Annotated in this window: 27 protein-coding genes; 20 read left to right on the forward strand and 7 right to left on the reverse strand. The window is 65.2% G+C overall.

The genetic code is table 11. The features are described from left to right. The first annotated feature begins 24 nt into the window (after positions 1–24). From BH683_RS24180 to BH683_RS24205, 6 genes are all read left to right on the forward strand, one after another. The gene (locus BH683_RS24180) at positions 25–699 is read left to right on the forward strand and encodes a hypothetical protein (RefSeq protein ID WP_084838838.1); all 675 of its coding nucleotides are present in this window, start codon (positions 25–27) and stop codon (positions 697–699) included. A gap of 76 nt (positions 700–775) precedes the next feature. After that, entirely contained in the window at positions 776–1,369 is a 594-nt protein-coding gene (locus BH683_RS24185; protein ID WP_246833564.1) for a GNAT family N-acetyltransferase, read from the forward strand. A 73-nt stretch (positions 1,370–1,442) separates the two neighbouring features. Continuing rightward, positions 1,443–2,294, forward strand: a complete 852-nt coding sequence (locus BH683_RS24190) for an NmrA family NAD(P)-binding protein (RefSeq protein ID WP_084838840.1) — start codon at positions 1,443–1,445, stop codon at positions 2,292–2,294. A 67-nt stretch (positions 2,295–2,361) separates the two neighbouring features. Beyond that, positions 2,362–3,480, forward strand: a complete 1,119-nt coding sequence (locus tag BH683_RS24195) for an FO synthase (RefSeq protein ID WP_084838841.1) — start codon at positions 2,362–2,364, stop codon at positions 3,478–3,480. Beyond that, entirely contained in the window at positions 3,477–4,973 is a 1,497-nt protein-coding gene (locus BH683_RS24200) for an NAD(P)/FAD-dependent oxidoreductase (RefSeq protein ID WP_084838842.1), read from the forward strand. The genes BH683_RS24195 and BH683_RS24200 overlap by 4 nt, the downstream gene beginning before the upstream one ends. A 91-nt stretch (positions 4,974–5,064) precedes the next feature. Further along, positions 5,065–5,649 (forward strand): carboxymuconolactone decarboxylase family protein, encoded by a 585-nt coding sequence (locus tag BH683_RS24205; RefSeq protein WP_084838843.1) that lies wholly within the window; start codon positions 5,065–5,067, stop codon positions 5,647–5,649. On the opposite strand, the gene sigJ is transcribed toward BH683_RS24205, so the two are convergent. The 3 genes from sigJ to BH683_RS24220 form a co-directional block, all read right to left on the reverse strand. Further along, positions 5,586–6,548, reverse strand: coding sequence for an RNA polymerase sigma factor SigJ (gene sigJ / locus BH683_RS24210; RefSeq protein ID WP_084838844.1), 963 nt, complete (start codon positions 6,546–6,548; stop codon positions 5,586–5,588). The two genes, BH683_RS24205 and sigJ, sit on opposite strands and share 64 nt — an antisense overlap. A 69-nt stretch (positions 6,549–6,617) precedes the next feature. Continuing rightward, positions 6,618–8,240 carry a 4-hydroxyphenylacetate 3-hydroxylase N-terminal domain-containing protein gene (locus tag BH683_RS24215; RefSeq protein ID WP_084838845.1) on the reverse strand — a complete coding sequence of 541 codons (1,623 nt, stop codon included), beginning with the start codon at positions 8,238–8,240 and terminating at the stop codon, positions 6,618–6,620. Between the two features lie 11 nt (positions 8,241–8,251). After that, the gene (locus BH683_RS24220) at positions 8,252–8,830 is read right to left on the reverse strand and encodes a flavin reductase family protein (protein WP_084838846.1); all 579 of its coding nucleotides are present in this window, start codon (positions 8,828–8,830) and stop codon (positions 8,252–8,254) included. Positions 8,831–8,983: 153 nt separating this feature from the next. On the opposite strand from BH683_RS24220, the gene BH683_RS24225 reads away from it, so the two are divergent. The 5 genes from BH683_RS24225 to BH683_RS24245 all read left to right on the forward strand — a co-directional run bounded on the left by BH683_RS24225 (position 8,984) and on the right by BH683_RS24245 (position 13,477). Continuing rightward, positions 8,984–9,925 carry an AraC family transcriptional regulator gene (locus BH683_RS24225; RefSeq protein WP_084838982.1) on the forward strand — a complete coding sequence of 314 codons (942 nt, stop codon included), beginning with the start codon at positions 8,984–8,986 and terminating at the stop codon, positions 9,923–9,925. A gap of 141 nt (positions 9,926–10,066) precedes the next feature. Further along, complete coding sequence (gene catA, locus BH683_RS24230; protein WP_084838983.1) at positions 10,067–10,921, forward strand: catechol 1,2-dioxygenase; 855 nt, start codon at positions 10,067–10,069, stop codon at positions 10,919–10,921. A 6-nt stretch (positions 10,922–10,927) separates the two neighbouring features. After that, a complete protein-coding gene (locus BH683_RS24235) occupies positions 10,928–12,049 on the forward strand; it encodes a muconate/chloromuconate family cycloisomerase (RefSeq protein WP_084838847.1) in 1,122 nt (373 codons plus the stop codon). A gap of 33 nt (positions 12,050–12,082) precedes the next feature. Then, positions 12,083–12,364: a muconolactone Delta-isomerase gene (gene catC, locus BH683_RS24240; protein ID WP_084838984.1), complete on the forward strand. Its 282-nt coding sequence runs from the start codon at positions 12,083–12,085 to the stop codon at positions 12,362–12,364. A gap of 180 nt (positions 12,365–12,544) precedes the next feature. Then, on the forward strand, positions 12,545–13,477 hold the full coding sequence (locus BH683_RS24245) for a hypothetical protein (RefSeq protein WP_084838848.1): 933 nt from the start codon (positions 12,545–12,547) through the stop codon (positions 13,475–13,477). A 74-nt stretch (positions 13,478–13,551) separates the two neighbouring features. Here BH683_RS24245 and BH683_RS24250 read toward each other — a convergent pair whose 3' ends face one another. Continuing rightward, positions 13,552–14,193: a CoA transferase subunit B gene (locus BH683_RS24250; protein WP_084838849.1), complete on the reverse strand. Its 642-nt coding sequence runs from the start codon at positions 14,191–14,193 to the stop codon at positions 13,552–13,554. Then, positions 14,190–14,939 carry a CoA transferase subunit A gene (locus tag BH683_RS24255; RefSeq protein WP_084838850.1) on the reverse strand — a complete coding sequence of 250 codons (750 nt, stop codon included), beginning with the start codon at positions 14,937–14,939 and terminating at the stop codon, positions 14,190–14,192. The genes BH683_RS24250 and BH683_RS24255 overlap by 4 nt, the downstream gene beginning before the upstream one ends. 76 nt (positions 14,940–15,015) lie before the next feature. On the opposite strand from BH683_RS24255, the gene pcaD reads away from it, so the two are divergent. The 3 genes from pcaD to BH683_RS24270 are packed head-to-tail and all read left to right on the forward strand — an operon-like array spanning position 15,016 to position 17,789. Then, on the forward strand, positions 15,016–15,786 hold the full coding sequence (gene pcaD / locus BH683_RS24260; protein WP_084838985.1) for a 3-oxoadipate enol-lactonase: 771 nt from the start codon (positions 15,016–15,018) through the stop codon (positions 15,784–15,786). After that, positions 15,783–16,556: an IclR family transcriptional regulator C-terminal domain-containing protein gene (locus BH683_RS24265; protein ID WP_084838851.1), complete on the forward strand. Its 774-nt coding sequence runs from the start codon at positions 15,783–15,785 to the stop codon at positions 16,554–16,556. The genes pcaD and BH683_RS24265 overlap by 4 nt, the downstream gene beginning before the upstream one ends. Before the next feature lie 21 nt (positions 16,557–16,577). Then, a complete protein-coding gene (locus BH683_RS24270) occupies positions 16,578–17,789 on the forward strand; it encodes an acetyl-CoA C-acetyltransferase (RefSeq protein ID WP_084838852.1) in 1,212 nt (403 codons plus the stop codon). 83 nt (positions 17,790–17,872) lie between these two features. Here the strand turns inward: BH683_RS24270 and BH683_RS24275 are convergent, their stop codons facing one another. Further along, a complete protein-coding gene (locus BH683_RS24275) occupies positions 17,873–18,661 on the reverse strand; it encodes a pirin-like bicupin family protein (RefSeq protein ID WP_084838853.1) in 789 nt (262 codons plus the stop codon). Positions 18,662–18,692: 31 nt separating this feature from the next. Further along, positions 18,693–19,202, reverse strand: coding sequence for a VOC family protein (locus BH683_RS24280; protein ID WP_084838854.1), 510 nt, complete (start codon positions 19,200–19,202; stop codon positions 18,693–18,695). 104 nt (positions 19,203–19,306) lie between these two features. Between BH683_RS24280 and BH683_RS24285 the strand changes: the two genes are divergently transcribed. The 6 genes from BH683_RS24285 (at position 19,307) to BH683_RS24310 (ending at position 26,020) form a co-directional block, all read left to right on the forward strand. After that, complete coding sequence (locus tag BH683_RS24285; protein ID WP_094647738.1) at positions 19,307–19,783, forward strand: MarR family transcriptional regulator; 477 nt, start codon at positions 19,307–19,309, stop codon at positions 19,781–19,783. Between the two features lie 94 nt (positions 19,784–19,877). Beyond that, a complete protein-coding gene (locus BH683_RS24290; RefSeq protein ID WP_246833565.1) occupies positions 19,878–20,678 on the forward strand; it encodes an IclR family transcriptional regulator C-terminal domain-containing protein in 801 nt (266 codons plus the stop codon). Positions 20,679–20,956: 278 nt separating this feature from the next. Next, positions 20,957–22,024: an LLM class flavin-dependent oxidoreductase gene (locus tag BH683_RS24295; protein WP_084838856.1), complete on the forward strand. Its 1,068-nt coding sequence runs from the start codon at positions 20,957–20,959 to the stop codon at positions 22,022–22,024. Further along, positions 22,021–23,136, forward strand: coding sequence for an LLM class flavin-dependent oxidoreductase (locus tag BH683_RS24300; RefSeq protein WP_084838857.1), 1,116 nt, complete (start codon positions 22,021–22,023; stop codon positions 23,134–23,136). The genes BH683_RS24295 and BH683_RS24300 overlap by 4 nt, the downstream gene beginning before the upstream one ends. 55 nt (positions 23,137–23,191) lie before the next feature. Continuing rightward, positions 23,192–24,301 carry an LLM class flavin-dependent oxidoreductase gene (locus BH683_RS24305; RefSeq protein ID WP_084838858.1) on the forward strand — a complete coding sequence of 370 codons (1,110 nt, stop codon included), beginning with the start codon at positions 23,192–23,194 and terminating at the stop codon, positions 24,299–24,301. Positions 24,302–24,394: 93 nt separating this feature from the next. Further along, positions 24,395–26,020 carry an ABC transporter substrate-binding protein gene (locus BH683_RS24310; RefSeq protein ID WP_246833566.1) on the forward strand — a complete coding sequence of 542 codons (1,626 nt, stop codon included), beginning with the start codon at positions 24,395–24,397 and terminating at the stop codon, positions 26,018–26,020. Positions 26,021–26,022: the final 2 nt, after the last annotated feature.

Here is a 26,022-nt window from a genome sequence, read left to right on the forward strand (position 1 = left end):
TTCGATGAGCAGAAGGGTGAATCCATGACGTCGCCGTACCCGGTGCCGCAACCGGAACCGCCGCCCAGGGGTCCGTCGCGTGTGGTGATAGGCCTGTTGATCGCGCTCGCCGTGCTCGTGACCGTTGGCCTGGCGGTCGTGGCCATCGGGATCGTCATGGAAAACGACGGAACCGCGAACCGCGGTAGGTCCACGGTCACGGTGGTCGAGACCCCGGCATCGGCTCAGCAGAGCCCAGCGACCTCCACGCCGAGCGGGTCTTCCAGCACCCCGTCGACCACGACGACGAAGCCCACGCGATCGCCGGCCGGTCTGTTCGACAACGCGCCGCTCTCACCGGGCCTCTGCCAGACAAACGGACTGTGCCGGTTGTCGAGCCCGACGGGCAACTTCATGTGTTACATCGACGCCGCGCGCGCCACGTGCACGTCGCCGCGGGGCGAGAAGCTCGTCAACGGACAAACCGTGAACGCGATCTCGGTTGACGAAGCGGGGAACACCGAGCTCGCGACCCTGTCTGCGGGATCGGAGAAACTCCTCGACAGACCCGAGATCGGCAAGCACGTCTTTCCGTACGGAAATCAGGTGTCTGCGTTCGGATTCACCTGTGCCGTGGGCGAATCGACCGGCGTCAGTTGCCGGCAGGACAGCAGTGGTAAGGGATTCAGTGTGACGAGGCAAGACTATTTCTTTTTCTGACCCGCACGTACTGGATGATCCGGTAGCGGCCTCCCTCAACGGCTTTCACGCGCATCTCGCCGAGAAGTCGGGCCGGGTGCTGCGTTACCCGGCTGATGTCTCGCCCTTCATGGCTGTCCCGGCGGATCCGACACCGCAGGATTGGGCGAACGCGCTGTCGCTGATCGGGGCGGGGCACGCGATCGTCTTCGCGCCGTCGCCACTGACCCCGTCGATCCCCGCGGTGTCGCAGGGTCTGGGGTTGGTCCAGATGGTCGCGCGTGACGTCGCAGGTGCCCTCGATCCCGAGGTGGAGCAACTGACGTACGCGGACGTCCCCGAGATCCTCGCGCTCACGGCGCTGACGAAACCCGGCCCGTTCCTCGACCGCACGATCGAACTCGGCAACTATTACGGCCTGCGCTCCGACGGACACCTGGTCGCGATGGCGGGGGAACGGATGCGGGCGCCGGGCTGGACCGAGATCAGTGCCATCTGCACCGCGCCCGAACATCGCGGCAAAGGGTTGTCGGTGCGGCTGATTCGGACGCTCGTGCATCACATCAACGACAGAGGCGAGCAGGTTTTCCTGCACGCTGTCGAGTCGAATCCGGCCATCGGTCTCTACGAGTCACTGGGGTTCGAGGTGAGACGTCGCCTCGTCGGGACATCCCTCTCCGCGTCCACCTGACCCAGGCGACGGGTTGGCCTGCACGAACGCCGGCCACTGCTCATGATCGACCGGCGGATGGCACAGTCGTGGGGTGACGACTTTCGACCAATCAGGTACGTACGTGGTGATCGGCGCGACCGGCGCGCAGGGCGGCGCTGTCGCAGCGGCTTTGTTGAGCCGGGGTCTGCCTGTTCGGGCTGTGGTGCGGCGACCGGATTCAGCAGGTGCGCTGCGCCTGGCCGACCGTGGCGCCGATCTCGCCGTGGCCGATCTCGATGATGCGCAGTCACTGGCCGCCGCGTTCGCGGGCGCCGCCGGCGTGTTCGCCCTGACGACCCCGTTCGAGCGCGGTCCGGAGGAAGAGGTGACGCAGGGGCGGTCGATCCTCGATGCCGCGTCGAGCGCGGGCGTCGGGCACCTGGTGTTCTCATCTGTCGCCAGTGCCGACCAGCACACCGGGGTTCCGCACTTCGAGAGCAAGGTGGTCGTAGAGGCCGCATTGGCTGAGTCCGGGATTGCGCACACGATCGTCGGACCGACGTACTTCTACGACAACCTGCTGGGCGGTATCGACCAGGTCCAGCAGGGTGTGCTCGACTTGCCGCTGCCTCCGGACGTCCCTCTGCAGCAGTTGTCGCGTCGCGATCTGGGTGAGTTCGTCGCGACCGTGTTCGCCGATCCGCAGCGCTTCCTCGGGGTGCGCATCGACATCGCCTCCGACAATCCGACGCCGACGCAGATGGCCGCGTCCCTGAGTCGGCGGCTCGGGCGAGAGGTGCGGCTGCACAGCGGTGATCCGGCTCAGATCGAGTCTCCGGACATGCGGGCGATGTTCGGGTTTCTCGCGGCCACCGGGTACTCCGCCGACCTGTCGGGTCTGCGGCAGAACTTTCCCGAAGTGGGCTGGCAGTCCTTCGACGCCTGGGTCGATCAAGCCCTGTGAGCTCTGGGTGAATGCGTATCGGGGCACTTGGACGAAGGCCGCGCGTGGCTCGATCTAGAGTCGTGGGATGACGTTGCGTAGTTCCTGGGCCGAAGACAGTCGGCTACCCGGGAATCAGGTGGCGCCGGTCCTGCGGTCGCTCGTGGCCGACCCGTCGTCGCTGGAGGATGGGCAGTGGGCCATTCTATTGGGTGCTCAGGGCCCTGAGCTGGACGAACTCTGCGCCATCGCAGATTCTGCCCGTCGCGACGTGGTGGGTGACGAGCTGACGTTCGTGGCCAACCGCAACCTGGAGACCGGTGCGGTGATCGGGTCGGGCGCAGAGGCGTCGCTCGAGGACCTCGTCGCCGAGGCCTGGACGCTCGGTGCGACCGAGATCTGTTTGCAGGGCCCGGTACCGCAGTCCGAGTCGGCAGACGCCTACCTCGGTGTGGTCAGGAGCATCCGAGCCGCTGCCCCCGATCTGCACCTGCATGCCTACCGGGTGCCCGAGGTCCGAGACGCGGCGAGCAGGCTGAGCCTCACGCCTCGCCAATTCCTGGAGGCGGCACGCGACGCCGGTGTCGGGACGGTGCCGGGTACCGCCGCCCAGGTGCTCGACGACGAGGTGCGAGAAGTCCTGAGCCCGGGCGGCCTGTCGGTGGCGGAATGGGTCGAGACCATCACCACCGCGCACGACGTCGGTCTCCGATCGACCGCGACGATGCTCTACGGCCATGTCGAACGACCGGAGCAGCAGATCGCGCACCTGCGACTGCTCGTCGACATCCAACGGCAGACCGGTGGGTTCACCGAATTGATCCTGATGCCGCTGCTCCCCGAGAACGCGCCGCCGCATCTGCGGGCCGGGGCGGTGCGGGGACCTTCGCCGTACGAGACGCGGGCCCTGCATGCGGTAGCTCGGTTGCTGACCGTCGGTGCCATCGATCACCTGCAGGCCGCGTGGACCAAACTCGATGACGTCTCGCTGGACGCCGTGCTCCGCGGCGGCGCCGACGACGTCGGAGGCGTCCTGATCGACGGCAGCCTGAGGCCGGACGCCGGCCCCGAGAGTGGGCGGCAACTGGTGCCCGCCCGCGTTGGTGAGCTCGCCGCGGCGCTGGGTCGGACAACACGTCAGCGCACCACTCTGTACGAGACCGCCCCCGACGAGCGGCAAACCGTGCTCCAGAAGGTGTTCGCGTGAGCGGGCCGTTGCCCGAGTACGTCGACGTCGCGATCGTCGGCGCGGGGTTCGCCGGACTGGGTATGGCCATCCGTACCGCCAGGCGCGGAAGCGAGAGCTTCGTGGTTCTCGAACGTGGCGACTCTGTCGGCGGCACCTGGCGTGACAACAGGTATCCGGGCGTCTCCTGCGACGTGCCGGCGCATGTGTACTCGTACTCGTTCCGGCCACCAGGGGATTGGGATTCGCTGTTCGCCGAAGGCGCCGCGATCCACGACTATCTCGAGCAGGCGGCCACTGACGAGGGAATTCGTCCCCATCTGCACCTGAACGTCGACGTCACCGAGACCCGTTGGTTGCCCGACGAACTCTGCTGGTCGGTCTCGAGCACCGCAGGCGAGTTGCGCGCGCGGGTCCTGGTCGTCGCCGTCGGGCGCCTGGCGAACCCCATGGTGCCGGAGTTCGACGGCGCCCAGTCGTTCCCGGGCAAGGTCTTCCACACCGCTCAATGGGACAGCGAGGCGCCGATCGACGGCGCCCGCGTCGGAGTGGTGGGGACCGGTGCCTCGGCGGTCCAGCTGGTCCCCGAACTCGCCCGGCGGGCAGGGGAGTTGGTGGTCTTCTCGCGTTCGGCGCCCTACGTCGTCCCGCGCGGCGATCGGGAATACAGCCCGGCAGAGCGAGAACATCTGCGCGTCAAGGCGAACGCGGATCGGTTGCGGGCGGAGTTGTTCGAAGAAGCCGACAAGGCGTTTGCTCAGAGGCGGGGTCTGCACCCTGCCATCGACGAGATCCGTGACCGCGCGCTCGGTCATCTCCACGCGCAGGTGAGCGACCCCCGTCTGCGCGCCGACCTCACCCCGCACTACGAGATCGGTTGCAAGCGAATACTGCTCAGCGACGAGTTCTTTCCCACCATGACCAGATCGCACGTCACGCTCGAGCCGTCGGCGCTGGCGAAGTTCGATGGATCGCGGGCCGTCGCCGCCAGCGGGAACTCGTATGAGCTGGACACGGTCGTGTTGGCAACGGGATTCGAGGCCGCGCGCCCGGAGTTCGCCACCCGGATCGTGGGTGTCGGCGGTGAGCGTCTCTCGGAGCACTGGCAGGCGGGCATGGTGTCGTACGCGTCGACCGCAGTCAGCGGCTATCCGAACATGTTCGTACTGGACGGGCCCAACGCCGCGCTCGGCCACAACTCGGCGATCTTCATGATCGAGACGCAGATCGACTACGTCCTCGGTGCGATGGATCACCTGACCGCGGGTGGTCCGATCGCCCTCGAGGTGATGGCCGCGGCCGAACAGGCCTACACCCGGGAGATCGACGAGCGTAGTGCCTCGACGGTCTGGCTCAGCGGTTGCAGCAGTTGGTATCTCGATCCACTCAGCCGCCGGCTCACGCTGCTGTGGCCGGGTACGGGTCAGTCGTTCCGAGACCGCAACGGGACGTTCGACCCCTACCACTACGAGCGCGTCTGGGCTCCGGACTGGGTGGACCTTCCGGTCAGCTGAGCCCACGGCGGTATCGGCTGTCACGTTTCGGCGAGCTGTCTCGTCTCCCTGGTAGCGGCGCACCGGGCGCCGGCACAGGGAGGAGTCCACAGTGACACGGATACCGGCAGTAACTCCAGCGCAGGCCGGCTTCATGGTCAGAGGAACCTATCGATACGCCGCGCGCAGATTCGGTTCGGTGCCCGAACCGATGGCGGTATACGCGCATCACCCCGGCTTGTTGATGGCATTCGGGGTCAGCGAGACCGCGGTCGAGAAGGCGTCGACGGCCTTGCCCGCGAACATCCGGGAAATCGCGGTGTACCGGGTGGCGTGGACCGTCGGTTGTTCGTGGTGCGTCGACTTCGGGGCCATGTTGCAGCGTCTCGATGATCTTGATGTCGATCGACTCGAGCACATCGCCGACTACGAGACCTCACCGCTTTACACCGACGACGAACGCGCCGTGATCGCCTACGCGGATGCGATGACCGCGACGCCGATGACGGTGACGGACGAGCAGGTCGCTGACCTGCAGCGGCGGTTCGGGAACAAGGGCGTCATCGAGCTCACCTATCAGATAGGACTGGAGAACCAGCGCGCCCGCGTCAACGCGGCACTCGGCATCACCGATCAGGGCTTTTCGACCGACTCTTGCCGGGTGCCGTGGGCTGATGAGGCGGACGCGACGAGCTGATCAGGCTGTATCGCAGCGAGTTTGGCCGGGTCGGCGATGTCGTAGATGGCTGCCACACGACCATCTTTGACGACGTAGCTGATGGCGCGGGGTGGTGAGGCCCGGCGGTCACCGAGGGCCTCCCACCCATTGCTGTACGACCCGAGTTCGCCGTTGATCCGGACCGGGATCTGATCGGTCAGGGTGTCGGCACCGTCGTAGCGCCGCGCCAGTCCGAAGAGGAAGCGGGCGACACCGACAGCACCGTGAATCGGTTTCACGGCGGTCGGTGCAGTACGGTTCGCATCGCCGACGATCATCGCCTCCGGATCAAGCGCTGAGACAACGGCATCCATATCGCCGGACAGCAGCGCCGCGACGAGGCGACCGATGGCTTCGGCTTGTTCGGAGTCCGGTACCGGCGCCGGTGCTGCCGCGACGATCCGCCGCGCGCGAGAGGCGAGCTGTCGAGCGGCGGGCACTTCGATGCCCAGGACCGCCGCGACCTCGGCGAACGGAACCGCGAACCCGTCGTGCATGACAAAGGCCACTCGCATTGCAGGGCTGAGGGTTTCCAGGACAACCATGGCCGCATACCGGCTGTCTTCGCTGGTGATCACGGACTGCAGAGGGTCTCCGGACTCGAGGGTGAACGGCGTCACAATCGGCTCCGGAAGCCACTGGCCCACAGAGCGCTCTCGGCGTGCGGCCGCAGACTTGAGCCGGTCCAGACAGATCCGTCCGACGACCGTCGACAGCCATGCGCCCAGATCATTTATTGTTTCGGTATCACTGTCGGACAATCGAATCCAGGACTCCTGCACCGCGTCCTCGGCGTCGGCGAGGCTGCCTGTGATGCGATAGGCCACCGACAGCAGCCGTCCGCGTTGATCTTCGAATCGATCCGCGAGCGAAACCATGCTGTCGATGGTAGTTCCGTACGCCCGTGGGGGCGAGGCCCTGTGAACCTCGCCCCCACGCGCGAGGGGCTACTTGTTGCCGAAGTAGCTCACGTCATCGTTGTTGATGAGGTCGGGAACGGTCCAGCCGTCCAGGTCGTATTCGGCGAGACACTGTTCGGCCAGACCCTTCATCTGATCCACGCCACCACGATTCTGGGCGGCGAACAGCAGTTCGGCCTTGACGTTCTCGTGGTTGCCCGAATAGTTCCGTTCGTACAGCTCGTGGCGTCCTCCGAACTCCGAGCCGATCGAATCCCACAGCGCCTTCATCACTTTGACGCGATCAACTGCGGTGATACCGTCCGAGCCGCGGACGTACTTGTCGAGGTAGGGCCGAACGTCGGGGCTGTTGAAGTCGGCGGAACTCGAGGGCAGGTAGATCAAACCCGAGGCGACGTCTTGTTCGATGATCTCCTTGATACGTGGGTAACCCTGCATCATGAACATCCGGTAGGTCAGACCGTATTCGAGCCTGGGGATGACGGTGTCCCCGATCCAGGGTTCGGGGTTGTGGGCCATCGCGTCGGTGAGGGTCCAGAACAGGTTGCGCCAACCGATGACCTCACCGACTCGGGTCTGCACGCCGCGGAAGCCGCCGGATCCGGTGGCGTCGAGGGCCTTCATGAGCAGTCCGGCGATGAAGTCGAGTTTGACGGCCAGGCGGGTGCAGCCCTGGAAGGTGAAGCGTGGCAGGAATCCTGACTGCGGGAAGAATGCGTTGATCTTCTCGACGTCGCCGTACATGAAGACGTTCTCCCAGGGCACCAGCACCTTGTCGAAGATGAAGATGGTGTCGTTCTCGTCCATCCGACTCGACAGCGGGTAGTCGAAGGGCGTGCCCATCACCGCGGCGTTCTGGGTGTAGGACGACCGGCAGATGAGTTTCACGCCTGGCGCGTCCATCGGCACCGTGCAGATGAGCGCGAACTGCTTCTTCTTGATGGGCAGGCCGTAGTGCGCGATGAAGTTGTAGTTGGTGATCGCGGACCCGGTGGCGACGACTTTGGCGCCGGACACGATGAGGCCGGCGTCTGTTTCCTTCTCCACCTTCATGAACACGTCGCCGACCTCGTCGGGCGGCAACTGGCGGTCGACCGGGGGGTTGATGATCGCGTGGTTCCAGTACAGGACCTTCTCCTGCGATTCGCGATACCACCGTTCGGCGTTGGCCTGGAAGGGCGAATACAGCTCTTTGTTCGCGTGCAGCGTGCCGAGGAAGCTGGCCTTGTAGTCGGGTGAACGTCCCATCCAGCCATAAGTCTTTCGGGCCCAGGTCGCAATGGCGTCGCGCTCTTTGATGAGGTCTGCGGAACTGGTCGAGGCCTTGAAGAAGGGCATGGTCACTCCGCCGTTGCCGGTGTCGGTGGGAACCGTCACCTTGTCGACGTCGGGGCCGGTGTGCATGGAGTCGTACAGACGCGCGGTCATCCGGATGGGGTTACGGAATGCCGCATGGGTGGTGACGTCTTTGACGCGTTCGCCGTGGAGCCAGATCTCCCGGTCGTCACGTAGTGACTCGATGTACTCGTCGCCGGTCATCGGGCGCGACGCGAAGTTCTTGGTGTTGTTCGCCGGATGGTCGGCGGCTGGGTTGACCTGCGTGGGGTCGACGTTGAGGGGCGCGCTTTCGCGGTCTTCGACGGTGGTCATGATGTCTCCTTTTATCGAGGGGTTGGGCTCAGGTGAGCTGAATTGAGATGAAGGGGAACGAAGCTGGTGTCGGCGTCGAACCAGCCGCGATGGGGGTCGTCCATGGATCCCAGCCACGCCGAGCTGGCCGATGTCGGGCCGAGGTCGTGAAAAGCGCTGCGGTAGTAAAGCAGTGGCTGTTTGTCAGTGGTTTCGGCGTCGACGATCTCGCCGATGAAGATGAGGTGATCGCCGCCGTCGTATTCCGCCCACGATGTGCAGGACAGCGTGGCGGCCGCCCCGCACAGGACGGGGGCGGTGAGCCCGTCCGCCCAGACCGGACCGGGCTCGGTGGGCCGGCCCGCGAAGTGCATCGCAATGTCCACCTGGTCGGCCGCGAGGATGTTCACGGCAAACGGGGCGCCGCTGAGAAACCCGCATGCCTTCGACTTGCGAGTCATGGTGACCTGGCACAGACGTGGTTCCATCGAGATCGCGGTGAATGCGGTGACCGTGGCCCCGTGAGGTTCACCGTCGGCATTTGTGCAGGTGATGACCGTGACGCCGCTGGCAAACTGGCCGAAAATGTTTCGCACTCTGCCTTTGTCCATCGTCAACGCCTCCTTTCGGATCGCCGGAATGTGGTGTAGAACACTATTGCGACCCGGCGGCCACACCGCGATCCGCCAAACGCGGAGTCCATCCGGCAAACGCGGCGAGAATCGAAGGGCCGGGGTCACGGAGCTCGAGGAGGTGTGCCGACAATGCAGACTCACGCCGCCGCGGGCCGCTCACCTGACTGGGAGGAAGCGTCAGAGGAGGTGTCGGACGCCTACTTCCCCCACGTGCTGACGCCCCTGAGCAGGGGCAGCAACGCCGAAGACGTGGTGGTGAACACCGTCGATCTCGGCCCCGTGAGAATCGCTCGAATCGGCTGGGGCGCAGAGGTGTCAGTCGAGACCGACCATCCTGGTGCCTACGCCGTGAACATCCCCCTGCGGGGCAGGCTGGAGTCGCGCACTGCCCGCGACAGTGTGGTGTCCACGCCGGGGCTCGCAACGGTGAATCCGCCGGACACCCCGACGCTCATCACCCGGTGGAGTAGCGCCTGCACCATCGTCGGGGTCCGCATCGACCGAGACCACCTGCACCGCGAGCTCAGCCGGATGATGGCGCGCCCTGACATCCGGTTGCCCGCTCAGATCGACCTCCGCGGATCCGCGGGTGCTGGTTGGCTGCGGATGGTGCACGCCATCCACTCAGAAGCCGGCGACGACGAGTTGTGGCAGAACCCGGTTGTCGCGCAGCAGCTCTCCGGAGCCCTGACCACCGCGCTCGTCCTCGCTGCCGTCGGGGAATCGGAGGCGGATCAGCAGCAGATCCGCCCGAGGATCGTCACGAGGGTCGTCGATGCGATCCACGTCGACCCGAGTCGGGCATGGACCGCAACGGACATGGCGGACGCCGCCGGCGTGAGCGTGCGCCGGTTGCAAGAGGGGTTTCGGGAATACGTAGGGATGAGTCCTCGCGAGTACCTCAACGATGTGCGCCTCGCCCGGGTCAACCGCGAGCTGAGTGATCCGGGTGCCGGAATGTCGGTGACCGACGTCGCGATGAAGTGGGGTTTCACCCATACCGGCCGGTTCGCCGCCACGTATCGCCGCAAATATGGCGAGAGTCCGTCGGACACGTTGCGCCACGCCTGACCCCCCGTCATCCAAGGGTCAAAGACTTGACATCCCGTGTGACTGGGCGCACAGTAGCTGTACGCAATGCGATAGTTGAGTACGCAATGCGTACATCGACCCACTGGCAGCCCAGCCACTCCCGCTCACCAGGAGATGAACATGACCACCACCGAAATCCAGAATCCCACCGCAGCGGGTTCCGGCTCCGCGGCCACCGACAAGTTCAAGAACGAACGAGTCAGCGCGGACACCTCGCCCGAGCGGGTCGCAGCCATCGCCAAGGACGCACTCGCGGCGCTCAACCAGGTGATCCTGGATCACGGCGTCACCTACCCCGAGTACCGCGTGCTCAAGCAGTGGCTGATCGACGTCGGCGAGGGCGGCGAATGGCCGCTGTTCCTGGACGTGTTCATCGAGCATTCCGTCGAAGAGGTGCTCGCCAGGAGTCGTAAGGGCACGAAGGGCAGCATCGAAGGGCCGTACTACGTCGCCGACGCGCCCGAGCTGCCGTCTGTCTGCGAGCTGCCGATGCGCGATGTGGATCGTAAGGAGACCGCGCTGGTCTTCAGTGGTCAGGTCGCCGACCTCGACGGCAACGGACTCGACAGCGCCATCGTCGAACTGTGGCACGCCGACGCCGATGGTTACTACTCGCAGTTCGCCGACCACCTCCCCGAGTGGAACCTACGCGGCAAGATCATCACCGACTCCGAGGGTCGCTACGAGATCACCACGATTCAGCCTGCGCCGTACCAGATCCCGACCGATGGGCCGACCGGTGCCTTCATCGAGGCGCAGAACGGCCACCCGTGGCGTCCGGCCCACCTGCACCTGATCGTGTCGGCTCCCGGCAAAGAATCCGTGACCACGCAGCTGTACTTCGATGGCGGCGAATGGCTCGACAGCGACGTCGCGATGGCCACCAAGCCGGAGCTGATCCTGTCGCCGACCGCAGGTGACGACGGCAAGAACCACGTCACCTACAACTTCACGCTCGACCCGGCAGGAGAGTAGACGGTCGTGCCCGATCTCAAGATCGTCGATGTCGAGACCCGCATCATCGACGTGCCCCTGGTCCGCGCTCACAAGTTCGCGACCACATCGATGGATGCCCAACCGATCCTGTTGGTGTCCATCCGAACCGATGGCGGAGTGATCGGGCGCGGCGAAGGTGTGGTCCCCGGCGGGCCGTGGTGGGGTGGCGAGTCGGTCGAGACGATGAAGTCGATCGTCGACCGCTACATCACTCCGGTTCTGCTGGGCCGCACGGTCGATGACGTCACCGGCATCATGCTCGACATCGAAAGGGTGGTCGCACAGGCGCGGTTCGCCAAGGCCGCCGTCGAGATCGCGCTGCACGACGCGTGGGCGCGTTGCCTCGATCTGCCGGTGCACGCCCTCATCGGCGGTGCGTTCCGGAACAGCGTCGATGTCACCTGGGCGCTCGGTGCTGCGCCGGTCGCCGAGATACTCGCCGAAGCCGCCGAGAAGCTCGATGCGCGCCTGCATTTCAGCTTCAAACTGAAGATGGGCGCACTGGACCCCGCGGTCGATACGCAGCGGATCCTCGACATCGTGGCGGGATTGGACGGTCGCGCAGGCGTCCGTGTGGATGTCAACGCGCGCTGGGATCGCTTCACCGCGCTGAAGTACCTGCCACGGTTGGCCGATGGTGGCGTCGAACTCATCGAGCAACCCACCCCGGGCGAACAGATCGATGTGCTCGCCGAGTTGAATCACCTGCTCCCGATCCCCGTGATGGCCGACGAGAGTGTGTCGACGCCTCATGACACGCTCGAGGTCGTTCGCCAAGGAGCGGCGGACGTGATCGCGATCAAGACCACCAAATGTGGTGGGCTGGCGAAGAGCCGGGAGATCGCGGCCATCGCCAAGTCCGCGGGTATCGCATGCCACGGGGCGACGTCGATCGAGGGCCCCATCGGCACCGCCGCGTCGATCCACTTCGCGTGCAGTGAGCCGGCCATCAACTTCGGGACCGAACTCTTTGGCCCGCTGCTGTTTTCCGTCGAACTGCTGCAAGAACCGTTGCGTTACGCTGACGGAAAGGTTCATCTCCCGGAAGGGCCGGGACTCGGTGTCGAGCTCGACATGGACATGGTGGACAAGCTCACCCGGGACTGATTTGACCCGATTCTCTCGAAAGGCATGACCGCAGTGGCACTCTTTCATGTACGCATGGACGTCGACATCCCGCGCGACCTCGACCCCGACGAGCGGGCAGAGACACTGGCCCGGGAGAAGAAGTACTCCCAGGATCTCCAGCACTCAGGCAAGTGGGTGCACATCTGGCGCATCACGGGAAAGTTCAGCAACATCAGCATCTTTGACGTCGAGACACCGGATGAGCTGCACGAGATCCTCTGGAATCTGCCGCTGTTCCCGTACATGACGATCGACGTCACGCCGCTGAACAAACACGCGTCGTCGATCAAGTAGGTCCCCCGCACGCACCCACAAACCCACCCGGTTCGGTCAAACCCACGAGTCTCAAACCCGTGGGTTTGACCGGAACGGGTGGGTTTGTCGTTATCCACAGTGTGACGATCGATCCACAGGTTGGTCGATGGGGACCTGATTGCAGGTGGTCGAGAGTGCCGACGCCCCGATGATTGATCCATGGACCTCACACCCGACCAGGACGGCTTGATCCGTCGGACCAATCATCGAGGCAACGGCGGAGAAGACTCCCAACTGCGCCGAGCAGGCAGACACGGAAAGGTCGTTCGGATAACCCGCGGGGTCTACCGAACGGTCGAACCCGACGAGAGTAGTCGCGACCCAGACTTCGACGAGACCTATCGCGAACTTGTCATCGCGGTTGCCGGACGGACCGAACAGCGGGTGGTGAGCCACTCATCGGCAGCAGCGTTGCACGGTCTGAATCAGCTGGCCCCGGACCAGCGTCGCGTCCACTTCTATGTGAAGGACGGAGGCCGCCGCGGGCGTGAGGTACACCTGCACGAAGGCACCATCTCCACGTCAGACGTCACGGTGGTCGACGGCGTGCTCCTGACCAAGCTCGCTCTGACCGCCTGCGACGTCGCGCGTGGGGGATCGTTCCGGCAAGCTGTCGTGGTACTGGATCATGCTCTTCGCCTAGGTGTCAGCCGCCCTGAACTGAGATCCATTGCCGAGCGCTTCGCGTCGACGAAAGGTATCGCGACACTCCGCCAGGCCCTCGAAGTCGCTGACGCCAACTCGGAATCGGTGGGAGAGTCCCTCAGCCGCGCATTGATGATCGAATGGTGCGAAATACCGACTCCGGACCTCCAGACCGAATACCGCAACGAGCACGGGGATCTCATCGCGCGGGTCGACTTCGACTGGAGCGGAAAGGTGGTCGGCGAGTTCGACGGAAAGGTCAAGTACCAGAAGCATCGGCGCGCAGGCGAATCTGCCACCGATGTGGTCATCCGCGAAAAGGTCCGGGAAGACCGTCTCCGGGAGGAGGGCGTCACGGTGATTCGGTGGGTGTGGGACGACTTCAAGAAGCCGCAGGCGTTGCGGTCCCGAATCCGGAAGGCGCTCGCCCACGCCGGCGTGATTTAACCGCAGACCCACCCGTTCCGGTCAACCCACGAGTCTCAGACCCGTGGGTTTGACCAGAACGGGTGGTTTTGCGGTCAGGCGGGGGCTTCGACGAGGATGGTGGCGGCGGTGGCGGACTGGACTTCTTCGAGGGTGACGCCGGGTGCCAATTCGACGAGCTTCAGGCCGTCGGGGGTCACGTCGAGTACCGCGAGATCAGTGATGATCCTTTGCACACAGGCTTTCCCGGTGAGCGGGAGAGCGCAGACGTCGAGAATCTTGGGAGCGCCCTTGCGGGTGACGTGTTCCATCATCACGATGACCTTGCGGGCACCGTGGACGAGGTCCATCGCGCCGCCCATGCCCTTGACCATCTGGCCGGGGACCATCCAGTTGGCGAGGTCGCCGGTGGCGCTGACCTGCATCGCACCGAGTACGGCGACGTCGACGTGGCCGCCCCGGATCATCGCGAACGAATCGGCCGAATCGAAGTAGGAAGCACCGGGATTGACGGTGATGGTCTCTTTGCCCGCGTTGATCAACTCCGGGTCGAGTTCCTCTTCGGTCGGATAGGGTCCGACGCCCAGGACACCGTTCTCCGAATGTAGTTCGACGGAGATGGTGGCGGGCAAGTAGTTGGGGACCAGGGTCGGCATGCCGATGCCGAGGTTGACGTACTGGCCGTCCTCGAGCTCGAGTGCGACCCTGGCCGCCATCTCTTCACGTGTCAAACTCATGCGCGCACAGTCCTTTTCTCGATGCCCACATCCACCTTGCCCACGTGGACCACTCGCTGGACGTGGATGCCGGGGGTATGGACCTGATCTGGATCGATTTCACCGGGCTCGACCAGTTCTTCGACCTGGGCGATGGTGATCCGGCCTGCCGTTGCGGCCGGAGGATTGAAGTTGCGGGCACTGCGCCGGTAGATGAGGTTGCCGTGGCGGTCACCCTTCCAGGCGTGTACGAGTGCGAAGTCGGTGACGATTCCCTGTTCCAGAACGTATGCGGTGCCATCGAACTCGCGGGTCTCCTTCGGGGGACTCGCTACGAGGACGCCGCCCGAGCCGTCATATCGCAGCGGTAGGCCACCATCGGCCACAGGAGTGCCGACACCCGCGGGGGTGAAGAACGCCGGGATGCCTGCGCCGCCGGCGCGCATTCGCTCGGCGAGGGTGCCCTGCGGGGTGAGTTCGACCTCGAGTTCGCCTGACAGGTACTGCCTCGCGAACTCTTCGTTCGATCCGACGTAGGAAGAGATGGTGCGCCGGATGCGGTGCTCCGCCAGCAGCAGTCCGAGTCCGAACCCATTGGTGCCGCAGTTGTTGCTGACGGTCTCCAGGTCGGTCGCACCCTGGTCGAGGACGGCGCGGATCAAGATTTCCGGCACGCCGACCAGGCCGAACCCGCCGACGGCGAGTGAGGCGCCGTCCGGGATGTCGGCGACCGCTGCCGCTGCTGAGGTGATCACTTTGTCGAGCATGTAGACACAGTACCCAGGTGTACGCGTATAGTACAAGTGTACGGATAGCGTACGACAACGAGTGGCGGAGGCAGAGATGACGTACGAACTGGCCGGCAGTGTCGGCGGCGACGACACTGCGCAGCAGACGATCGTGTTCCTGGGATCCTTGGGCTCTGACCGGTCCATGTGGCAGCCACAGATGGCCGACCTCGGAGCGGACCACCGCGTCATTGCGCTGGACGTGCGGGGGCACGGTGAGTCGCCCACACCGGCGGGCCCGTACACGGTCCCCGACCTGGCTGACGACGTCCTGACAACTCTTGTCGCCCTCGGTGCGGGAACCGTCCACCTCGTCGGATTGTCGCTCGGGGGAGCGATTGCGCAGCAGATCGCCCTCGTCGCGCCGGAGCGGGTGTCCACCATGACCCTGCTGTGCACCTCGGCCCGATTCGGTGAGCCACAGCCCTGGCTCGACCGTGCTGCCACCGTGCGGGCCTCAGGTACCTCCGCCATCGCGGACGCGGTTGTCGAGAGGTGGTTCACCCTCGGGTTGGCTGATGAGGACCGAGACCTGGTCGACCGTGCGCGGGCGATGGTGAAGGCCACCGACGATGAAGGCTACGCCGCGTGCTGTGAGGCCCTGGCCGAGTGGGACTCCCGTCCGCAGCTACCGTCTGTCACCACCGCGACACTGGCGATCGCGGGTGCCCAGGATCCGGCGACGCCGCCGGAACACCTGCAACTGATCGCTGATCTGATACCCGGTGCGAGGATCGAGATCCTCGACCCCGGTGCACATCTGGTCAATCTCGAACAGGCGGCGGTGGTTTCGTCGCTGATCCGCGAGCATGTGGCGACGCGATGACCGGTGCGTCCGGCGATCACGTCCAATCGCTGGCCCGGGGACTGGCGGTCATCCGGGCCTTCGACGTCGACCGTCCTCGCCAGACCGTCAGTGAGGTGGCTCTGCGAACCGAACTCTCGCGTCCGGCCGCGCGGAGGTTTCTGCTGACCCTTCACGATCTCGGTTATGTCGGCACGGACGGCACCGCCTTCTGGCTGACCCCACGCGTACTCGATCTCGGATACAGCTACCTGTCGTCGCTCTCCCTGCCCGAGGTCGCGGGCCCACATCTCGAGGCGCTGGCGGCGCGCGTCCACGAGTCCGCATCGGTGTCGATCCTCGACGGTGACGACGTGGTCTACGTGGCCCGGGTTCCGGTGAGCCGGATCATGACGGTCTCGATCACGATCGGCACCCGGTTCCCCGCCTACGCCACCTCGATGGGCCGGGTACTCCTTGCCGCACTGGGCGATTCCGATCTGAGCGAGCACCTGGACCGGGTCACCCCGCAACCGCTCACTGCCCACACCAAGACCGCGACCGCTGACCTACGTGAATCCATCCGCGCTGCGGGAGAGCAGGGCTTCTGCATCGTCGACGGCGAATTGGAGGCCGGTCTGCGCTCACTCGCTGCCCCGATCCACGGTAGAGACGGGTCAGTGATCGCGGCCGTGAACATCTCGACCCAATCCGTGCGTTACAGCCTGGACGGGATTCGCGACGACCTGCTCCCCGAACTACTGCGCACCGCCACCGCCATCACCGCTGACATCGCCCGCACCACCCACTGAAAAATCTGAAGGAGAACACCCATGCCCGAAGCCGTGATCTGCGAACCGCTGCGTACCCCGGTAGGCCGTTTCGGCGGAGTCTTCAAAGATATTGCGCCACAGACACTGGCGGCCGCCGTGATTCGCGAGATCGTGGCCCGCACGGGTGTCTCCGGCGACCAGATCGACGACGTGATCCTCGGTCAGGCGACACCGAACGGCGAAGCGCCCGCCATCGGCCGGGTCGCTGCACTCGACGCCGGATTGGGTATCGGGGTGCCGGGCCTGCAGGTCGATAGACGCTGCGGATCCGGACTCCAGGCGGTGCTGCAAGCCTGCATGCAGGTGGCCACCGGGGCCGGCGATCTCATCATTGCCGGTGGCGCGGAATCGATGAGTCAGGCCGAGTTCTACACCGACGCGATCCGATGGGGTGTCAAGGGATCTGGCGTCGACTTGCAGGATCGACTGGCTCGTGGCCGGGTGACCGCCGGCGGGATCAACTTCCCGGTGCCCGGCGGCATGATCGAGACCGCCGAGAACCTGCGTGCCGAGTTCGGCATCAGTCGAGCCGACCAGGACGCCCTCGCTGTGCAGTCCCATCAGCGGGCCGTGGCCGCGCAGGACAACGGGATCTTCGACCAAGAGATCGTGGGCATCGAGGTTCCGCAGCGAAAAGGCGACCCCCAGGTGGTGACCGTCGACGAGCATCCGCGTCGCGACACGAACGTGGAGTCGCTGGCGAAACTGAAGCCGATCCGGCTCAAGATCGACCCGGACTCCACCGTCACCGCAGGCAACGCAAGCGGACAGAACGATGGTGCCGCACTGTGCATCGTCACCACGCCCGAGAAAGCGGCCGAACTGGGACTTCGCCCGCTGGCCCGGCTGTCGTCGTGGGCGGTCAGCGGTGTCGAACCGGCACGGATGGGTATCGGTCCGGTGCCCGCCGTCAACAAGGTGTTGGGCCGTCTCGGCCTGACCCTCGACGACATGGACGTCATCGAACTCAACGAAGCCTTTGCGGCACAGGCACTCGCGGTGCTTCAGAGCCTGCAGATCGAGGCCAACGATGAGCGGCTCAACCCCAACGGGTCGGGAATCTCGTTGGGGCACCCGGTCGGGGCGACCGGCGCACGCATCCTGGCGACCCTGCTCCGTGAATTGGACCGTCGCGACGCCCGCTGGGGCCTGGAGACGATGTGCATCGGCGGCGGCCAGGGCCTGGCCGCAGTGTTCGAACGCATCGCCTGACAACAAACCCACCCGTTCTGGTCAAACCCACGAGGCTCGAACCCCTGGGTTTGACCAGAACGGGTGGGTTTGTTCTGGTGAGGTCAGCTCGCGATCGACGCGTGCATCTCCCACACGATGATCTCGGCGGCGCTGTCGGTCGTCACGAGCTGACCGCCGCCGCCCCGGACGCGCACGGCATCGCCTTCGCCCAGCGGTCCGACGCCTTCCATCGACGCTTCTCCTCGTGCGACGAACACGTGTAGCAGCGGCGCGTCGGGCAGGGCCACGGGGGTCTGACCGGCTTGCATTCGGGCGACGTGCATGGCCGCGTACTTGTTCTTGATCCGGATCGCCGAATGGTCGACGTATTCGGGCATGCCCGTCGCGACGGGGATCAGACCGCCGGACAACAGTTCTCCGTCGATCTCGAGTTGCTCATAGCCGGGCGTGATTCCCGATTCATCCGGGATCACCCACATCTGGATGAAGTGCACCGGCTCGTCGTGTTTGTCGGCAGCCGTTCCCGACATGCTGTCGAGGCGCCAGGAGTCGTTCTTCTCCGAGTGCATGATTCCGGTGCCCGCGCTCATCCGCTGAGCGAGTCCGGGATAGATGACCCCGGTGTGTCCGATCGAGTCCTGGTGGACCAGCGATCCCTGCAGCACCCAGGTGACGATCTCCATGTCGCGGTGGGGGTGGGTGTCGAAGCCCTGTCCGGGGACGACGATGTCGTCGTTGTTCACCATCAGCAGGCCATGGTGGGTGTTCTTCTGGTCGTAATGGTGGCCGAAGGAGAAGGAGTGCTTGGAGTCGAGCCAGCCGGCGTTCGTCTTGAATCTGTCGTCGGCGCGGCGGACGTCGAAGTATGCGGAGGTGGTCGGAGCGGTCATGTCAGAGGGCCTTTCGTGCAGGAACGCAGAGTCAGAGGACGTGATTGCCGTACATTTCGCCGAGGGGGTCGGCGATGAGTTCGAGGCGTGCGCCGTCGGGGTCGCGGAAGTACAGCGAGACCTCGCTGTGCTCGATCAGTTCCACTCCGGCGTCGATCAGCTTGGTGCGCAGCGCTTCCCACCGGGTAGGCTCGACGCTGATGGCCACGTGATGCAGCCCGCCGAGGACTTCCTGGTACGGGCCGACGTCGAGGCCGGGGAAGTCGAAAAAGGCCAGCAGGTTGTTGTTACCGATGTCGAAGAAGAAGTGCGACGACCCCGGGTAGTCACGGTTCTCGATGAGTTCGGTGAGGGGGAACTCCAGCAGGTCCTGGTAGAACCGCACGGTCTGTTCGACGTCGCTGCTCACCAGGGCCGTGTGGTGCAGCCCGCGAGCCGATGACGCCGGGCGCGTCGACGGGTCTTTGAGGTATTGGTCTCGGATCCGATCGCGCTGGGCGGCGAACTCTTGCTCACGCTGTTCTTCGGCTGCGCTGGTCATGGCTTCCCCTCTGTCTCTCTGGTCGAAAACTAGTTGCTTTGTCAACGACATCGACATTACTCCATCTAGTTGCTTTGTCAACTACTTTCGATATGCTGGTGCTCGTGGAAGAAACCCGCTGGCTCGACGACGATGAACACCAGGCCTGGCGCGCCTATCTCGACGCCACCCGGCTGTTGCTGCGGACGCTGGACCAGCAGCTCACCCGGGACTCCGGCATCTCGTTCACCGACTTCGAGTTGCTCGTCATCCTGTCGGAGGCGCCGGACCGCAGGCTGCGGATGCGCGAGTTGGCGGACGCGATGACGACCACCCGTGGCGGCGCCACCCGTGCGATCGGTCGTCTGGTCGACGCCGGGTGGGTCCGGCGTGTCGAGTGCGAGGACGACAAACGGGGCATGATGGCCGAGCTGACCGATGCGGGCGTCGACAAACTCGCCGCCGCCAGTCCCGGACATGTGGACCAGGTGCGCCGCAGCATGTTCGACCTGTTCTCCGATGGCGATGTGGCGGTGCTCGGGCGGGCCTTCGGCGACATGCGCACGCAGTTCCTCGGTGGCGGCGACCAGTCCGATCGCTGAAGCCGGGGCGAGGTCGCGACACCGGGGCTGAGGATGCCCGACGAAGCTGTCCGCAGTGCGTACGGTGTAACCGCAGAGAGTAAGGGGACTGGCGGTGACCGACAGCGCTGAGCCGGCCGCGGGCATCGACCGCGATCGTGACTACATCCAGAGCATCGAGCGTGGATTCGCGGTGCTCTTGGCGTTCGACGCGTCCCGTCCCAATCCCACCCTCGCCGAACTCGCCACGGTCACCGAGCTCTCGCGGCCCGCGGTTCGGCGCATCCTGCTGACGCTGCAACGACTCGGGTACGTCGCCGGCGCCGGCGGCCGGTGGTCCCTGACCCCGCGGGTGCTCAGTATCGGCCAGCATTACACCGCGTCCCACTCCCTTGCGGACACAGCGATGCCCCACCTGCTGCGCATCGTCGAGACCGTCCACGAATCCGCGTCACTGGGGGTCCTCGACGGCGCCGACGTCGTCTACGCGGCGCGCGTGCCGGTCCGCCGGATCATGAGCATCAACGTGTCTGTGGGAACCCGCATTCCGGCCTACGCGACCTCCATGGGACGGGTTCTGCTGGCCTGGTCGGGCCCGGACGTCGTCCGGTCGGTGGTGGCGCAGTCGAATTTCGACGACCAGCTCACCCCGAGCACGGTGTCGTCGGGCGCCGAACTCGAACGCGAGTTGGACGTCGTTCGGCGGCAGGGTTATGCGCTCACCGCCCAGGAGCTCGAGGTGGGTCTGATCTCGGTGGCCGCACCCGTCCGGGATGCGAACGGGGTGGTGGTCGGGGCGCTGGCGTGTTCGACTTCTTCGGCCCGCGCGACACCGGAGGCCTTCGAGTCGGAGGTGGCGGGGTTCCTCGTGTCTGTTGCTGCGGACTTCAGTGGCGACCTCGGCGGACGGCGCTGAGCGGGCGACCCCCTGCCCGAACCCGCGCATTTAAGTTCGCGGTGATCCAAACCCACCTCACCTACGCCGACCACGGTGTCCTTGGCTTCGGCCGTTGCGCGGGCGTAACCACCGTTTGATTGTCTTCACGGCCGCGCCTACCGTCGAACCGAATCATCAAGAGCGGCCGAGAGACCCGGATTGTCGACGTCGCAGCAACCCATTCGCCGCAGGGCGAGCGTGGGTGCTACCGCCGGGACCGATGAAGGGCGTGTTGTGTCATTTGTGCAGGAGTCCGCGTGAAGTTTCTGTTGATCACGCTGATCACCCATACCCCCGACCCCATCACCGGACTCACGCCGACGCCGGCGGAGCGCTTCCGGGAGGTCGTCGACAACGCCGTACTGGCCGAGGAACTCGGATTCGACGGGTACGGGGTGGGGGAGCGGCACGAGCGGCCGTTCATCTCGTCATCGCCCCCGGTGGTGTTGAGCAACATCGCTGCCAGGACATCGACGATCGAACTGTTCACCGCGGTGACCACTTTGAGTCTGCTCGACCCTGTGCGGGCGTTCGAGGACTACTCGACTCTGGACAATCTCTCCGGCGGGCGTCTGCAACTCATGATCGGCAAGGGCAACGGCGCAGCGCAAGCGAAGCTGTTCCACGTCACCGAAGCCGATCAGTGGGAGCGCAACCGCGAGGGCTACGAGCTGTTCCGGCAGCTGTGGGAGAACGACACGGTCACGTGGGAGGGCACCTACCGACCATCGTTGACCGAGGCAGAGGCGCTTCCTCGGCCGCTACAGAAGCAGATCCGCATCTGGCACGGCAGCGCCACCAGTCGGGAATCGGTGGATCTGGCAGCAGCTTTCGGTGATCCGCTGTTCTCTGCGAATGTCACCAATCCGATCGAGCCCTACGCCGAGCTGATCGACTATTACCGCGAGCGGTGGGTGCACTACGGCCACGACCCGGCGGCTGCGCTGGTCGGTGCAGGTTCTGCAGGGTATTACGCCACGAAGAACTCGCAGGACGCGGTCAACACCTACCGCCCGATCTACGACGCCACCCTGGCCAGGATCGAGTCCTTCGGCCTTCCCAAGGTGTTCCCGACCCTCGAGGACGCGATCGAGCGGAGTTCGCTGCTGCTCGGGAGTCCGCAGCAGGTGATCGACAAAGTGTTGCGCTACCACGAGAAGTTCGGCCACGAGGTCATGCACCTGCACGCCGACGCGAGCGGGCTGACCGACGCCCAGCACCGTGATTCTCTGGAGCTGTTCCAGAGCGAGATAGCTCCGGCGCTCCGAAAGGAGATCCCGAGCCGGCCGATCTCCGCGCGCGTTTCGGCGGGGGTGCCGGCATGAGCAGGGTGCCGCTGTCGATCCTGGATCTGTCGCCCATCAGCGAGGGTTCGGACGCGGCGACAGCCTTAAAGAACTCGGTGGATCTTGCGCAGCACGCGGAGCTGTGGGGCTATCGCCGGTTCTGGCTGGCCGAACACCACTTCGTGGCGGTCGCGAGCTCGTCTCCGACCGTCGTCGTCGGGCAGATCGCCGCTGCGACATCCACGATCCGTGTCGGCTCCGCAGCGGTGCAGGTGGGTCAACGAACCGCGGTCTCCGTCGTCGAGGAGTGGGGCATCCTCGACGCGTTCCATCCAGGACGCCTCGACCTCGGCCTCGGGCGGTCTGGGCAACGTCGCTCGGAAGCCCAGAACGCCCAGGCGACGCCTCTGGCGCCCGATAGGGTGCGCGAGGTCGTCGACGGTGTGATCATCCCGGCGCCGGTCGATCTGACCACTGCGCTGAAAACATCCCGACTGGCCGCGACCTTTGAGGTCCTGACCCAGCCCGGTTCGACACCGCCCGACTTCGGGGACCAGGTCGCCGACATCGAGGCGCTGCTCGGAGGTACCTACAGCACCACCGGTGGTGTGGAACTGCACGCACATCCGGGCGAGAACGCCGACCTGCAACTGTGGATCTTCGGCAGCAGCAAAGGACAGAGTGCACAGGTCGCGGGTGCGCGCGGCTTGCCGTTCGTGGCCAACTATCACGTCAGTCCTGCAACGACATTCGAAGCGGTCGAGGCCTACCGAGAAGCGTTCACACCGTCGAAGACACTCACCGAGCCGTATGTGGTGGTCTCGGCGGATGTGGTCGTCGCCGACGACGACGCGACCGCGACGCGGCTGGCGTCGTCATTTCCGCAGTGGGTGCACAGCATCCGGAGCGGCCACGGCGCCATCGCCTACCCCGACCCCGCGACGGTCGCGCCGTTGTCCGCCGAGCAGTTCGACCTCGTCGCCGACCGCGTCGAAACGCAGTTCGTCGGCAGCGCCGACACCGTGGTCGGACGGCTCGAAGCTCTGCAGAAGCTCAGCGGAGCAGACGAACTCGTGATCACCTCCGTCACCCATCAGCACGACGACCGGCTCCGGTCACATGAACTGCTCGCCAAGGCGTGGGGTGTGTGACCAACTCTCCGGCGGGCGTCCCCGCCACCGCGAACTGTTCAGATAGGACGAAAACATGCCAGTAGAGTTCCTCGGGATCGCCGCCACCAACGACGGCACCGAGATCCATCCGCGTACGAGCGCCAGTGCGTTCGACAAGGAATACACCCTCAAACTCGCTCGCGCACACGAAGATTTCGGCTGGGATCGTATCTTGTTCGCCTACGGCGCAGGTGCACCGGAGCCTGCGGCCGCCGCGTCGTACATCGTCAGCAACCTCGAGCGCATCCAGATCCTGCTGGCGCACCGGCCCAATGTCTCGTACCCCACATTCGCGGCCAAGACCTTCGCCACGCTCGACCAGATCTCGGGTGGACGGGTCACCGTGCACGTCATCACCGGTGGCAACGACACCGAGCAGCAGCGCGAGGGTGACTTCCTGTCCAAGGACGAGCGGTACGACCGCACCCGGGAGTACATCCAGATCGTCAAGAAGGTCTGGACCTCCCACGAGCCGTTCGATCACCACGGCACGCATTATCAGTTCAACGACTTCGTCTCCGACATCTTCCCGGTAGCTCAGCCCCGGCCCAACATCTCGTTCGGTGGGTCGTCGGCAGCGGCTTACGCGGTCGGCGGCGCCGAAGCGGACATCTATGCGTTGTGGGGTGAGCCTCTCGAGAACACCGCCGAGCAGATCGCCTCGATTACCGATTCGGCCGCTGCTGCAGGTCGAGAGAAGCGACCGCGCCTGCAGGTCGCCTTCCGGCCGATCATTGCCCCCACCGACGAATTGGCCTGGCAAAAAGCCGAATCCATTGTCGAGCAGCTGCATGCCCGGGCCGCGGGAGGAGCTGCCATCTCCCGTAGGCATTCCCTGACGGCGCCGCAGAACGCGGGATCGCAGCGGTTGCTCGGTATCGCCGATTCGGTTGATCGTTTCGGGGCTGCGGGCTGGACGGCCACGGCGAAGGCCACCGGCGGCGCCGGCAACTCGAATGCGCTGGTCGGTTCACCGGAGACGGTGGCAGCCGCTCTGCTCGAGTACTACGACCTCGGGATCGAGATCCTCTCGGCCCGCGGTTACGACCTCCTCGACGACGCCATCGATTTCGGACGATACGTCATACCCATCGTACGCGAAGAGGTCGCCAAACGGGACAAGCGGATCCAGGGCGCGGCGTGACGAGCAGCAGTTAGAACTGCACTGATTCTATCGAAGATATTGGTGCACAACCATTTAGCGTAGTTGTTCTGCCCGGATCCATGGAGGAAATCGATGATCGCACGTATGTCCCGCCCGCTGATGGCCGTTGCCGGCGCGGCGCTGATGTCGGCAACGCTGCTCAGTGCCTGCGGCTCCGACGGCTCCTCGGGCGGAGGTGACGCCGGCCCGGCGCAATCGGGAGGCACGTTGCGCTACGGACTCTCGCAGGCTCCGACGTGCTCGGACCCCGCGCAGGGTGCCAGCAACCAGACGATCTATGTGACGCGCCAGGTGGTCGATTCGTTGACCGACCAGGATCCGAAGACCGGCGACATCACACCATGGCTCGCGGAGAGCTGGGAGATCAGTCCGGACGCGACGTCGTTCACGTTCAAGCTCAAGGATGGTGTCACGTTCAGTGACGGCACGCCGGTCACAGCCGATTCGGTCAAGAAGAACTTCGATGCCATCGGAACACTCGGTGCAGCGAAGGCTCCGCTGGCCGGTAGCTACCTGTCGGGTTACACGGGTACGACGGTCGTCAACCCGCTGACCGCGCAGGTGAACTTCGCCCAGCCGAACGCGCAGTTCCTCCAGGCCACCTCGACCTCCCAGCTCGGCCTGCAGGCCGACGCCACCGTCAGCCAGACTGCGGAGCAGCGGTGCCTCGGCGCCAACATCGGCAGTGGCCCGTTCACCTACTCCGACTGGCAGCAGGACCGTTCGGTGTCTCTCGCCAAGCGTGTCGGCTACAACTGGTCGTCGCCGGTCTTCGCGCACACCGGCGAGGCATACCTCGACACGATCGACTTCACGGTGATCCCCGAATCGGGTGTGCGCACCGGATCGTTGTCGTCTGATCAGCTCGATGCGGTCAGTGACGCACTGCCCCAGGACGCGCCGCAGATCGAGGCCACCGGCGGCGAGGTTCTCACCACCCCGAACCCGGGCGTGCCGTTCGGCTTTCAACCCAACGTCTCCCGTGGTGTCCTCGCTGATCCCGCAGTGCGACAGGCCCTCATCCCGGCGATCAATCGCCAAGAACTGATCGAGACCGTCCTCAACGACGACTTCAAGGTCGCGACGGGTTCACTGGCCGCCAACACCCCCGGATACAAAGATCTGTCGTCGGAGGTGACGTTCGATCAAGACAAGGCGAAGTCCATCCTCGACAAGGCCGGATGGATCGAAGGCAGCGACGGCATCCGCGAGAAGGACGGACAGAAGCTCTCGTTCACGCTCTCGTTCAGCGCGGTGTTCGCCGGCAACCAGGCGATTCTCGAACTGGTGCAGCAGCAGCTCAAGCAGGTCGGGGTCGACCTGAAGCTGGGCCTGGTCTCCAACGCCGAGTTCACGGCACTGCAGAGCAGCGGCGACTACGACGCGGTGTACTACAACACCACCCGCGCCGACGGTGACATCCTGCGCACCACCTTCGGTCTGGAGAGCCGTAACCTGAACAAGCGCGGCCCGATCCCGGCCCTGGACGACGCCCTCACCGCTCAGCTGGCGGCGACGGACAAGGCCCAGCGCGACGGCTACCTCGCCACCGCGCAGGAACAGATCATCTCGAACGGGCTGTGGGTACCGACCACCGAACTCTCTCAGATCATCGGAAAGTCCCCGAAGGCACAGGATCTGAAGTTCGACGCCTCTGCGCGGCTGGTGTTCTTCGACACCTGGATCTCCGGGAGCTGATC

The organism is Williamsia sp. 1138 (assembly GCF_002095435.2).
Lineage (GTDB): Bacteria > Actinomycetota > Actinomycetes > Mycobacteriales > Mycobacteriaceae > Williamsia.